Below are 12,683 nucleotides of genomic sequence, written 5' to 3' on the forward strand. Positions count from 1 at the left end.
ATGCTGAAGTTGTTTGAACGCAATACGCTCAACGTGGCCGACATCACTGATGACACCACGGCTATCGATGTGCGTAACCTTAATTTATGGTTTGGAAATAAGCATGTGCTTAACGACATTTCTATGCGTATTCCAAAAAACAAAATCACCGCATTAATCGGGCAAAGTGGGTGCGGGAAATCTACCTTGGTTAATTGCTTCAATAGGCTTAACGATTTGTACGATGGCTGCAAATACGAGGGTGAAATTAATATTGGTGGTCGCAACATCAATAGTAAAAAAGTGAACGTGTCGCGGCTGCGTACCCAAGTAGGTATGGTATTCCAGCGGCCTAATCCTTTTCCCATGAGTATATACGATAACGTATGTTACGGACTTCGCCTGCAAGGCATTAAAACTCGTCGCCATCTAGACGATGCGGTAGAAAGCGCATTAAAAGAAGCAGCGTTATGGGATGAAGTTAAAGACAGGTTGTTTGAGTCGGCTAATGCATTATCCGGTGGTCAGCAACAGCGCCTTGTTATTGCCAGAGCGCTAGCACTCAAACCCGACATTTTGTTGTTAGATGAGCCTACCTCAGCGCTAGACCCATTAACGACCTTATTCATTGAGGAGTTGATGGCTGAGCTTAAGAAGCGTTGTACTATAGTGATTGTTACCCACAATATGCAGCAAGCCTCTCGAGTTTCAGATTACACGGCGTTCTTCCATCAGGGGCGATTGGTTGAATATGCAGACAGCGATTCGCTATTCACTATGCCAGAGAAGAAACAGACTGAAGATTATATTACTGGCCGCTACGGCTAATTAGCAAAATCAGCAGTAGTGAATAGGAGCGATACAATGCGTCAGGTTGCACTTAATACCCATATTTCCGGAACCTTTAATATTGAGTTGGAAAATTTAAGAAACTCGGTATTAACCATGGGCGGCGAAGTAGAACAGCAATTATTAGATACCTTAAAAGCGCTTAAATTAAACCACCCTGGCTTGGCAGAAAAAGTGGTGTTGAATGACCTTAAGATTAACTCTATGGAAATCCAGATAGATGAAGAATGTATTCGAATTATCGCCAAGCGCCATCCTACGGCAAGCGATCTGCGCTTAATCATGACCATTTCTAAAGCCATCACCGACATTGAAAGAATGGGCGACGAAATAGAACGTATCGCTAAGCTGGTCACCCGTAATAAATTACCCAGCTCTGACACTATTAAAAGCAGCATGTTGTTAATCGGCGAACGTGTAGCGGCGATGATGCGGGGTACGTTCGATGCGTTTGCGCGTCAGGATGAAAGTGCAGCCTTGGCGGTGTATAAACAAGACAACCGAATAGACAGCGAATATAAACGCCTGCTTACCTACACCACCACAGAAATGGAAAAAACCACAGAAGATATGCAAGACTGGCTAGACGTGTTGTGGGCCATGCGTTCCTTAGAGCGGATTGGAGATAGGTGTAAAAACGTGTGCGAATACGTAGTTTATTTAACCAGGGGGACGGATGTAAGGCATACGCCGCTAGAAAACATTCATCAAAAGTTAGAAGATTTGAGTTAAAAAATGCTCAAAAACTGTCACAAAACCGCAACACTTGCCCAAATTATCATCGTATGAATTTAATTCCGTTGCGTTTTCTGTTTTTTCGTAGATTTTCACTATGGCTCTGCAGACGATTACGCTATCATGCGCCGCAGCAAAGTATAATTCGTGCAAAAAATAATCTAAGCCTTTGCTAAGAATCGTTTTGCCGTGTAACTATCATTTTTTGTCTTCATCATAGCCGTACATTTGTCGGGTGATGTGGCAGTAGCTAGCTTAAATCGCGTAAAGATCAGGAGCGGTTATCCGTGGAATTTTTCGAGAGTTATGGTCTCATTCTTATTCTCCTTGCTGCCGGTGTCGGCTTCATTATGGCTTGGGGTATTGGTGCAAATGACGTCGCCAATGCAATGGGAACATCTGTTGGTTCTAAAGCGTTAACAATAAAACAGGCAATTGTTATTGCCATGATTTTTGAGTTCGCCGGAGCATACTTGGCGGGTGGGGAAGTAACCTCTACCATTCGTAAGGGTATTATTGATCCAGAGTATTTTTCCGCTATTCCTGAGTACCTCGTACTCGGTATGATTTCGTCTCTGTTTGCAGCAGGTATATGGTTAGCCTTTGCATCTTGGCTAGGATGGCCTGTATCTACTACGCATTCTATTATTGGCGCTATTATCGGCTTTACCGCAACTGGCGTTAGTATGGACGCGGTAGCATGGGGCAAAGTAGGCGGCATTGTTGGTAGTTGGGTAGTGACGCCAGCTATTTCGGGCATTATTGCATACCTTATTTTCATGAGTGCCCATAAACTTATCTTTGAAACCAAATCTCCGTTTGAAAATGCCAAGCGTTATGTTCCGTTCTATATGGCACTAGCAGGCTTCATTATGTCGCTAGTTACCATTAAAAAAGGGCTTAAACACGTGGGCTTAGAAATGAGCGCCGTGAACGGTTATATATTGGCTGTGATTATCGCTATTATATTAGCCATAATTGGTAAGTGGTTTATTGGTCGCATGAAGTTCAGCGGTTCAGAAGACGCTGATTTACAAGCTGCCAATGTGGAAAAAGTGTTCGCCTTACTCATGGTTGTTACTGCCTGTTCTATGGCATTTGCGCATGGTTCAAATGATGTTGCTAACGCTATTGGGCCATTGGCTGCGGTAGTGAGTGTGGTGACATCTGGCGGTGAAATTAATGCCAGTGCCAACCTCGCATGGTGGATTTTACCGCTTGGTGGTTTGGGTATTGTGCTTGGTTTAGCCATATTCGGTCACCGCGTCATTAAAACTATCGGCCAAGGTATTACTCACCTTACGCCAAGCCGTGGTTTCGCGGCCGAATTAGCGGCAGCTACTACTGTAGTGATAGCGTCAGGAACCGGTCTTCCTATTTCAACTACGCAAACCCTTGTGGGCGCGGTGTTAGGTGTGGGGCTGGCCAGAGGCGTGTCTGCGCTTAATCTCGGCATCGTAAGAAATATTGTGGTGTCGTGGATTGTTACCCTGCCTGCAGGCGCAATTCTTTCCATTATTTTCTTCTTCGCACTGAAGGCAGCTTTCGGCGTTTAATTGCCTATTAAGATTTGAAAACAAAAACCGCGTTTAACGCGGTTTTTGTTTTTTTAATAACGCGTATATTTAAATAGCGCGGAAGCCCGCGCTATTTTGTATTCGCTACTCTTCAGCCTGTTCAGATTCATCAAGCTTGATGGGAGAGTCAAACCCCTCGGGCTTAATGCCTACCACCGCGCAGTTAAGTTGTTGAATAGTCTCTTCTGCCGTACCGCCCATAATAAAGCCTGGAACGCCAATACGGGCCACAGTACCCATTACAATAACATCAGTATTAAGTGATTTTGTGGTAGCCGCTATCTCTCTACGAGGATAACCATGCACAATATGCTTTTCAGGTTGCAAGAAGTCGATAATGTCAGGGGCTAGTTCACTTTCTAATTCGCTTAATAACGATTCGAGGGCTTGCTCTCTCTCGTCATGAATTTTGGCGAGGTCGGTTTCCATTTGGTCATTGTCTACGGTAATAAAACCATCTCGTACGATGTTCTCCGGGACTGCATCAAAAACATGCACAATATGAAGCTGTGCAAATTCCAACATAGCGATGCGGGCGGCATGGCGTAATATATCTAAATTAAGCTTTTTGCGAATTGAGATTTCGTGTTTAGGGTAGTGATAATTTAAATCGAGTGCCGCCACTACGTTTTTATATTGGCTACGGTTTTTCTTACTTAACACCCAAACCGGACAGGGGCATTTACGAAACAGGCGTATATCTAACCCGCCAAATAGGCGGTCTAAAAAGCCTTCTTCGCTTCGTTTAATAACCAAGTCGTAATGGTGTCTTAGCACGTCGGTTACAATATCAATCAGTGGGTGTCCGATTTTGACTACGGTTTGCACGGGGTACTCTTTCGACCATGTTTCTTCCTGCTCGGTAAGCCAATTTCTTGCCTGAGACTCCATAGATTGGTGTGAGTCGATATAGGCAAATGACTCCATTACCATATTTGCATTAGGGGGCAGGGCTTCTAAGGTAAGCATAATGGTTAGTGATGCTTGATTGCTCTTTGCAATATGAATGGCCTGGGCAACCACATCGTCTTGGCGATGTGAGTCACTGAGTACACATAAAATATTAGTAAAATGGCTGTCCATAGAAATCCTTAGCTATTGAGGCGCTATACGTTCTTATTCTTCATCCTAACGCTTGATTTGCAAGCTTGCTACCTTGAAAGCATGATTTACATCATAACAAAGTGCGATTTCATAAAAGGGTAATAACCGTATTCTTATTGGGTCTTTTGTAATCTTTGTGCTAGATTAAAACCTAATTTCCTAATCAGTAAAGAGTTGTTATGAAGTGGCCTAATCTCAAACACTTACATTACCTAGTTACCCTATATCAAGAGCAGCATTTTCACCGCGCTGCCCAGCGTTGTAATGTAAGCCAATCTACATTGAGCACGGCAATTCAAAACCTAGAAGAACATTTTGGCAGCCAGTTGCTGGAACGGGAGCACAAGACTTTTGTGTTTACTTCATTGGGGTTAGATATTGTTGAACGAAGCAAGTTGCTGCTGCAAGAAGCCGGTGAGCTGGTGGAATACGCACAAAATGCAGGGAATTGGCAACGAGGTACACTGAAGCTAGGTGTTATCCCCACCATCGCGCCATTTTTGTTTGAAGGCATGCTGGGAGCATTTAACGCCTTCTTGCCTGACATCAATGTTGAGATGCAAGAAGACACTACGGAAAAGCTGCTTCAGCAGTTAATTGATGGGCGTTTAGACTTACTTATTTTAGCGTTACCGATGGAAACGCCAGGGTGTAAGCAAATGGTATTGGGGCACGACCCTTTCCATCTTGTGGCCCATGAAGAAATGGCTGACAAATTGCCCGACCCCGTCGATATTTCTTCTTTACCCAAGAAGAGTATTTTCTTACTGCAACAAGAGCACTGTATGACCGGCCACGCGGTTAGTGCATGTAACCTTCAGCACAGCGACCAAATAAGCTCTGTAGCTGCCAGTAGCTTGTACACTTTGGTACAGCTTGCAAACAGTAAAATGGGTTATACCTTCTTACCCGAGCTTGCCATTAACCAATCTATCTTGGCACACACCAACTTAAAAAGTTTTGCCGCCGAAGAGCAAGGCTTTAGAGAAATAGGTTTAGTGTGGCGTTCAGGCACTACGCGTATGCAATTGTTTCGTCGTATTGGCGAAATCATCTCTCCTCTTCTACCTGTTCCCACCCTTAAATAATGTTTTTGGCGAAAAAGTTTCAAACTTTTTCGCCCACTGCGTCGACTGTAAGAGTAGGGAATATAAAAAAACACCTATATCGCGGGGAACGCAGTGTTCATAAAACGGGATGAAAAACTCGTACAACAAGCATTAAAAGGCAACAGAAAAGCGTGGTTCACGCTTATTTCGCGCTATGAAACGGCCATGTACCAATACGGTATCCGCATGACCGGAAATAGCCATGACGCCTCTGATTTGATGCAGGATATTTTTGTCTCGGTTTATCGAAGCCTGGCGAATTATCGCGGCGACGGCACATTTAAAAGCTGGCTGTATCGAATAGCCCATTGTCGATGTATGGAGCTGTACCGAAAGCGAAAAGCGTTTACCGATATCGATGATATTTCAGAGCCTTTATGTGAGACATCATGCCCTGAAATGCAGCTTACCAGCGACCGTCAGAGTCGGGCGGTAACGCAAGCTATGCAAGCTTTGCCCTTGGCACAAAAAGCGGTGGTGGAGCTGAAATTTTTTGGGCAGTTCACTTTTGAAGAAATTGCAGAGCAAATGGATATTTCGGTTAATACCGCCAAGTCGCGTTTGTATAGCGCACTAACCAAATTAAAGTTGGAGTTGGAATAAATGAATCAACCTGACCATACCAATGAAGCATTAATTATCGCGTGGGTAAACAACAGCCTTACCCAAGAACAGAAAGCGACATTTTCTAAAAAATACGCCCAAGATAGCGTGTTTGCCGCCGCGGCTGATAATGCCAGTGCTCTGGCAGGCTGCGCGAGTGAATTTGTTGCGCCCCCAGTGCCTGATTGGAATAAAGCACAGCTATTTCCAGCACAAGATAAATCGAGTTGGTTTCAGTGGCAAGGCTTTCCTGCACTGGCTTGTGCGCTATCCGCGGTTGCCATTGTATTGGTGTTTACGGGTATGCCCAATAAAGATAATGGGCAGTTACTAACGGCGCAAACACCAAGCAATGTAGATGCCGAGCAGCTATCAAGCTTGGTTGCCGAACAAGTACGTGTGCAAGTGCGCCAGCAAGTAAAACAGCAGCGGGAAATGTACCAAGAAGCGAATCAAGTGTTGTTTAAAGAATATGCACAATCACTTGCTGCACAGCAACAACAAACGAGTGCCGAACTCACTCAGTATTTATTGGCCTCTAGTCGAGAGGCGCGTAAGCAAGACTTTGCTGAGTTACTTCAATTTATTAACGATCAGCGCATTGATGATCAGCGATTTTACGCCCGTCAGTTCAGTAAATTACAAGATGAAATTGATGGCATAGGTATGGGATATAGCGTTGTGCTTCCCAACTCGAATTCAGCGTCTCCAGTAGACGAATAACCAATAGGTAGCCCTTATGAAAAGACTATTATCTCTTTGCTTACTAACCAGTGTTAGTGCGTTAACCTTTGCCCAAAGTAATGCTACTTCTTATGCGTCTTTGTCAGATGAATTGGAAATTATGTCGGGCGTAATGAATACCGCTTTTCGCCAAAACGCCAACCCAAAAGGGTGGCGAGTATCGCGACTAGAAAGCAGTTATCTAGCGGGGCAGGGGGCAGTATTCACCGTGTCAGTACGCGGCAAAAGTGCTGATTGGATCCACGATATAGAAACCATGGTGGAAGGAATGCCAACCCCTCCAGCAGCGCCGGTTGCCCCAGAAGGTGGTGGTATTGTTTTTGAGCTAAGCCGTGAATGGGAAGATTTTGCAGGCGAAGCAAGCCGTCGAATTGCCGAGGTTTTTGAAGATAACAACGACCATATACATGATATCCGCTCTCGCTCTAGAGAATTAGCGTGGGAAACTCGCGAGCTAGAGCGCCGCAAGCGCGATATGTCTTTTGAATTAAGACAAGCTGATGACGATAGAAAAGAAGCGCTTGAAAAAGAAATGCAGGAAATTGAATCGTCTTTAGCATCTATAAGTGCGCAGTCAGCAGAGCTCGAAGAAGAGGTGCGTCATTTAGAAGGTGAGCGGCAAGCGAAACTAGCTAAGCAAAAAGAAAGTCGTCAGCAAGCCTATCGTTCATTTTTGGCTAATTTTGAAGCCAGCATTGGTAGCACATTTTGCCGATTTGGCGCAGGACTTCGGGGGTTACCTGAAGGAGAGCACGTCAGCATGATATTAAAAGACTTTGAATACGGCGATGATAACAACAAACACGACCGAATTTATGTGTTTAGCAAAGCGAATATAAAAGCGTGCGTGCAAGAGCGGATTGACGCCGAAGCGCTATTAACCAGCGCTACTATTTATACATTCTAGCTGTACTTTCACAACCAGCGCTAACTAAGGGGCGGTATGACCGAGTTCTGCTGCCCATTGTAGTTCGCCCCGCGACAACCCATTCGCCGAACTTGCCCCAAAGCTATGTAATGCACTGTATGCACTGTTTGAAGGCACGCGGCAATAATGACATAAGGCATAAAACAGTAAGCTACAGCGATGCTGTGAACCATCACAGTGTAAGTACACACTGGCGCCTTCAGTTAGCATCTGCGACAGTTCGTGCAGATATTGATGCAAGTGAACATCATCGGTAGGTGAATCTGCTGAAGGGTGTAAAAAAGGCAGCCATATCCATTCTAACCCGGCTGCTTTAGCACCATCGCGAATAATAGGGGCGTCTTCCTCTCCAGTTTGTACCGTAGCAAGGTGAGTCACACCCAACCCTTTTAATCTTGCATAGGTGTCTGATGTCGGTTTTTGCCCCAGACAGATTTTGCCAGCGCTAAGTGAAAACCACGCAAGAGAGATTTGGCTATTTGTACCTTGAGATACAGATGGTGATTCGTTTTTATTCATACCACATAATAATATATTGAGAAATAATGGCAGCTGCACCCGCCTAATACGAACACATGCCAAATAGCATGAGTGTATTTTACCTTTTTCGCCACATAAAAACATACCCCAAGGCTAAAGCACAAACCACCCGCGACCAGTAACCACAAACCCGCCCCTGGTAGCGCAACATACAACGGGTAAATAAGCCCAATGGCAATCCATCCCATCAATAGGTAAGTCATTACGGATACTTTTGGAAAGCGGTGCTTAGCAACAAGTTTAAAGGCAACGCCACCTATTGCTAAACACCAAATTACCGCCGTCATGGTAATACCAAGCACGCCGCCAATAGACACTAATAATAAAGGTGTGTAAGTACCTGCTATCAGTAAATATATTGCGCTGTGGTCGAATAGCTTTAACCAGCCCTTTGCCCTATGGTGTGATGTTGCATGATAAAGGGTAGAGCTCAAAAACATAAGAATGAGGGTAGCGCCGTATATCGCACCGGCAGTAATGGTTAGTGTGTTATCTGCACGGTAGAGCAGAAATACCATGCCTACAGTGGCAGCAATAAAACCAACACCGTGACTAATACTATTCAGCCATTCTTCAAGTACTGAATAGGCTTTTGCCGTAATGTTTGTCATGATTTCCTCCAACTCTGCTTTCATCTAGCGGCCGAACTGATACTTTTTGCACCTAAGCGTTCATCATTCGTATAGCCCACGCGCTTTCAGCGTACACTTGTTCGCTCAAGTATAACAGATGCGTAATCGGCGAGTATTACAATTTTAAATTGCACGTTAATGAAAACCTGATCTTAAGTATCTTTGATACTAAAAAATATTCGTCACTTATTTCATTGCGTTTGTGCGATTGAATGACAATCAGTAAATGTGTTGAATGTAGCGTCTTGGTTAGGTATTGAGGCTAGGTACTTGAAGCGAACATTTGAGCCAGATATTTGGTGGGCTGGAGTATCAATGAGGGTAAGGTAAGAAACTTAAGTCGGTTTACTATTACTGATTGTCGCTGCTATCTAACCCTTCAGGTTCGGCAAACATCAGATAATCATCGGGTGCCGCGACCTTATTCTGCTTAGCTTTATACATGGCGATATCTGCTAACTTTATTAAGGTATTCATGTTGCGACTCATGCGAGGGTAAAAAGCAACGCCCACGCTCATAGAGACAACAGTGGGGGTTGTATCATCATTAAAATAAAACGGCTGCTTAATTCCTTCATTCACCTTTGATATGACTGTTTCAACCGCCTTTTCGTCTTCGGCCTGTAAAAGCAGTACAAATTCATCGCCCCCCCAGCGCACTGCCACATCAACTTTACGGATTTTGTCTCTTAATTGTTCAGATACGAAGATAAGTACTTCATCGCCCGCATCGTGACCGAAAATATCATTTACGGCTTTAAAGCCGTTCAGGTCAATTAACGCGAGTGCAAAGTGATGGCCTTTATTCATCAACTTAGCAATGAGTTTTTCACCACCATTTCGATTGTATATGCCGGTTAGTGAGTCGAAGTCTGCTTGCAGTGCCAGATTTTGCAGTTCACGTTTTCGAGTTGAAATATCATTGAAGGTTATTTGATAAAAACGCTCGCCCTCTTCAGTCATCAACGGGCTGGCAATCAATTGAACCCAAATGGCGGTTTTATTAATCCCTGACTTCAGTTTAAATTCGCCAGTGGCAAACTCGTTACGGGAAAACGCTTCTAGCAGTGAGGTTTTTATTGCAGCAGGGTTTTCAAATAATTCTTCTAACAGTTCTCCATAGTCCTGTTTTTCTTCAAGGCCAATTTTTACAACAAGATCTATAAAAGCTTTATTCCTAAGTTCTATTATTCCACTTTCAGTCATTAACACCGTGGCTGACTTCGCATTTTCAAAAAGCATCCTAAAGCGCTTTTCCAAAAACTCAATTTCTTCTCTTAATTGCCTTTCTTGGGAGAACTGCTCTTCGACTTTACTTAACAGCTGATTGGTATCATGTACAAAAGCACCAATTTCACTGTCAGTGTGGTATTCAGGCACCGCAATACGCTGCGCTGTGCCTGGGGTAATTTCATGCAGTGAACGTCCCACACGAAGCATGGGGGAAATAATGATGTAGTAAGTAATGACTAAGGCAACAATACCCACAACAAGCGCTTCTACGTACAGTGAATAACTATTGTCGTTACTTATTTTCTCGGCTTGATGGATAATATGGTTAAAGTTTGGGTATATGTTGACCTCAGCTAATGCTTCTTCTGGTATGAAAGGGTGTCGGACTAGAAATACCCGAGGTTCTATGTTTTTGTTAATCGCATCGGTAACGTTGAGCTGATAATACAGAGCGTCACTTTTGATAGACGCCGCGAGAATTTTGTCACTTTTAACCAATCCATTTATCGCTTCTTTGGCTAAATCTTCTTCTTCTAAAAATGCCGCTATGGACGCGGTTGCACCAACTGTTCGATAAAGTTCTTCGATATCGTGGTTTGCTTCATCAAGCTCGTTCTCGTATGTGGCGCGGTAAAAAAACTCTGCGGTAGTTAACACTATCAACATGGCGGCAGCCACCAAGAAAAGTGCAAAACGAAAACCTAGACCACGAATATTAATCAAAACGATACACTACCTTCATCTTGTCGGTAACATAAGACTCGTAAACATAAGCTAAAGCGGACTCATCCTCTTCAAGTCGCTGCTTAACATCATCTATTGTCAGTTCGATTTCAGGCGGTTTAACGCGACCTGAAAATTTTAACCTAGACCAATAGGCATTCACGCGAGCAGGGGGTAAACCGACTAATGCCTCGTAAAATTCTGCTTTAAGTTTAGCCTCAACTTCAATGTCGATTGGCGTCGCTTGTTTACCATTAGGAAACGCAGAATACTTGCCCATAAATAGATTAATTAAGCCTTTTTTATCCAGTACTTCCACGTCATTTTTCTGATTTGTAACGACAACAATATTCTCTGACGTGTATGCAAAGCAAGAGACGCTGTGTAGTGCTATCAGCGCAGTAAGGATGAGGGGGACGGGGCTATAAAATTTCATATTAGCCCTTAAAAACTATAACTTAGAGCAAAAAACAGGGTATGCGCCACGTTATCATCTTCATCATTAACAACTAGCCCCTCACGGGCTCTCAGGCCGCTACCTCTTGCATTTATATCGGTTCGCTCAAGTTGTACTTTAAACGCGAGGTTTTCTTTTAAATCCCACCGCCAGCCTAAAGAGAATGAATGCTGATGATGTGCCAACGTACTGGCGACTTCTTCCACTAAGGTGGCTAATTCGGATGTACTTTTATTAATCGGAAAGCCTGGCTGTTCTTGGCTAAGGTAATAAGCGTCTGTTTTTACAAATGAATATAAAGCGTAGAAGGTATGCGCACCATAGAGATAACTTATATTCACAAATCCATTTAAAGAGTGCCTTAATGCAATTGAGTCAGAATCAATATGTGACAGCTCGCCAGATATTTCCCAATCGCCGAGATAGCGATTTAGATAAACAGAAGTGTATTGAATAGTTGCACCGCGTAAACTCAATGAGTTCGCAAAAGTGGTGGCGCCACTCCAAAACGGTTGCAGTTGCGCAACCGATGTCGCCACGAGCGCGGTGTCTCCATTATCATTTTTTGCTTCGGTTTGGGTGTGTTTGAATGCAATGCTCCAATCAAATGCTACAAACTCAATGCCTATTGAGCGCAAATCATTAAAGGTTATCGGGTTATAATCATTTCTGGTAAAGTCACTTTCTCCTCGGCCCCAGAAGGCCTTAATTAGTAAGTTAAAATCGCGGTAGGGTTTAAGGTAGCTGATATCCGCCCCATCAAAACTTCTGGTTGGAACAATACCATAAACCTCTGTAGGCACTTTCACCCAAGGGTAGGCGATTGATACGTCTCTGGTATCACTAAAGTGAAAGATATCGGCGGCGAGTCTCCCGGCTCTTACTTGCCACGAAGGAGTGATGTCATATCTTAAAAAGGCCATCTGCGTGATTGAGCCTAGGTTTTGTTCATCCTGCTCTCGATAAACAAATTGCCCAACAAAATCGAGGTTCCGTGAAAAACTGTAGTCGAACTGCACGCCAATTAAACTCAAAGGCTTAAAGGCAAAACCATCTTTCTTAGCTATCTCCGCTTGTGAACGATCGGTACGAAACTGATGATTACGAGTGTCAGCGGTTGCCGAAGCTAGCGTGGCAAACCCACTTACTTTTAGCTTGTCTTGTTCAGCTAAAACGCTAAAAGTTGTCAGCAAGCTCATCATTACCACAATGAGAGAAAACTGCTTTTTTATCATTTATGAATACCTGCTTCGTAGTCTGGTCTTTATTACTGTGACAAACGTTTATATTTTTGAATTTTGACAACTACAAGCATAGTAAAGAAACAAAAAAAAACGACTGATAAATCAGCCGTTTTTTATGAGTAGGTTAAAAAAGCAGTTGCAATGAGTTTTTAGTACCATACATCCACTGACTTTTGTAGCCTAGTAAGGCGTGCCAGCAAATGATCGGCATGGAAAATCTATAAAT

Annotated in this window: 13 protein-coding genes; 7 read left to right on the plus strand and 6 right to left on the minus strand. The window is 43.6% G+C overall.

What is annotated here, in order from left to right; genetic code table 11:
- The 3 genes from pstB (at position 1) to AAC006_RS04170 (ending at position 3,119) form a co-directional block, all read left to right on the plus strand.
- On the plus strand, positions 1–807 hold the full coding sequence (gene pstB, locus AAC006_RS04160; protein WP_013785312.1) for a phosphate ABC transporter ATP-binding protein PstB: 807 nt from the start codon (positions 1–3) through the stop codon (positions 805–807).
- Between the two features lie 36 nt (positions 808–843).
- Positions 844–1,560, plus strand: a complete 717-nt coding sequence (gene phoU, locus AAC006_RS04165; RefSeq protein WP_013785311.1) for a phosphate signaling complex protein PhoU — start codon at positions 844–846, stop codon at positions 1,558–1,560.
- A 290-nt stretch (positions 1,561–1,850) separates the two neighbouring features.
- A complete protein-coding gene (locus AAC006_RS04170; protein ID WP_339890728.1) occupies positions 1,851–3,119 on the plus strand; it encodes an inorganic phosphate transporter in 1,269 nt (422 codons plus the stop codon).
- A 105-nt stretch (positions 3,120–3,224) separates the two neighbouring features.
- Here AAC006_RS04170 and AAC006_RS04175 read toward each other — a convergent pair whose 3' ends face one another.
- The gene (locus AAC006_RS04175; RefSeq protein ID WP_126873053.1) at positions 3,225–4,223 is read right to left on the minus strand and encodes a universal stress protein; all 999 of its coding nucleotides are present in this window, start codon (positions 4,221–4,223) and stop codon (positions 3,225–3,227) included.
- 200 nt (positions 4,224–4,423) lie between these two features.
- On the opposite strand from AAC006_RS04175, the gene AAC006_RS04180 reads away from it, so the two are divergent.
- The 4 genes from AAC006_RS04180 (at position 4,424) to AAC006_RS04195 (ending at position 7,607) form a co-directional block, all read left to right on the plus strand.
- Complete coding sequence (locus AAC006_RS04180) at positions 4,424–5,332, plus strand: hydrogen peroxide-inducible genes activator (RefSeq protein ID WP_126873054.1); 909 nt, start codon at positions 4,424–4,426, stop codon at positions 5,330–5,332.
- Between the two features lie 93 nt (positions 5,333–5,425).
- Positions 5,426–5,956 carry an RNA polymerase sigma factor gene (locus AAC006_RS04185; RefSeq protein WP_338455581.1) on the plus strand — a complete coding sequence of 177 codons (531 nt, stop codon included), beginning with the start codon at positions 5,426–5,428 and terminating at the stop codon, positions 5,954–5,956.
- Positions 5,957–6,679 (plus strand): hypothetical protein, encoded by a 723-nt coding sequence (locus AAC006_RS04190; RefSeq protein WP_126873056.1) that lies wholly within the window; start codon positions 5,957–5,959, stop codon positions 6,677–6,679. It begins immediately after the preceding gene.
- Between the two features lie 16 nt (positions 6,680–6,695).
- The gene (locus AAC006_RS04195; protein WP_208806237.1) at positions 6,696–7,607 is read left to right on the plus strand and encodes a hypothetical protein; all 912 of its coding nucleotides are present in this window, start codon (positions 6,696–6,698) and stop codon (positions 7,605–7,607) included.
- Positions 7,608–7,631: 24 nt separating this feature from the next.
- Here AAC006_RS04195 and AAC006_RS04200 read toward each other — a convergent pair whose 3' ends face one another.
- The 5 genes from AAC006_RS04200 to AAC006_RS04220 all read right to left on the minus strand — a co-directional run bounded on the left by AAC006_RS04200 (position 7,632) and on the right by AAC006_RS04220 (position 12,448).
- Positions 7,632–8,147 (minus strand): hypothetical protein, encoded by a 516-nt coding sequence (locus AAC006_RS04200; protein ID WP_126873058.1) that lies wholly within the window; start codon positions 8,145–8,147, stop codon positions 7,632–7,634.
- A complete protein-coding gene (locus AAC006_RS04205) occupies positions 8,144–8,779 on the minus strand; it encodes a hemolysin III family protein (protein ID WP_288388561.1) in 636 nt (211 codons plus the stop codon). Before AAC006_RS04205 ends, AAC006_RS04200 begins: the two co-directional genes overlap by 4 nt.
- A 372-nt stretch (positions 8,780–9,151) precedes the next feature.
- The gene (locus tag AAC006_RS04210) at positions 9,152–10,756 is read right to left on the minus strand and encodes a sensor domain-containing diguanylate cyclase (RefSeq protein ID WP_126873059.1); all 1,605 of its coding nucleotides are present in this window, start codon (positions 10,754–10,756) and stop codon (positions 9,152–9,154) included.
- A complete protein-coding gene (locus AAC006_RS04215; protein ID WP_126873060.1) occupies positions 10,749–11,192 on the minus strand; it encodes a hypothetical protein in 444 nt (147 codons plus the stop codon). The genes AAC006_RS04210 and AAC006_RS04215 overlap by 8 nt, the downstream gene beginning before the upstream one ends.
- Before the next feature lie 8 nt (positions 11,193–11,200).
- Positions 11,201–12,448, minus strand: coding sequence for a hypothetical protein (locus AAC006_RS04220; protein ID WP_126873061.1), 1,248 nt, complete (start codon positions 12,446–12,448; stop codon positions 11,201–11,203).
- Positions 12,449–12,683: the final 235 nt, after the last annotated feature.

This window comes from uncultured Alteromonas sp., assembly GCF_963976965.1.
GTDB classification, from domain to species: domain Bacteria; phylum Pseudomonadota; class Gammaproteobacteria; order Enterobacterales; family Alteromonadaceae; genus Alteromonas; species Alteromonas naphthalenivorans.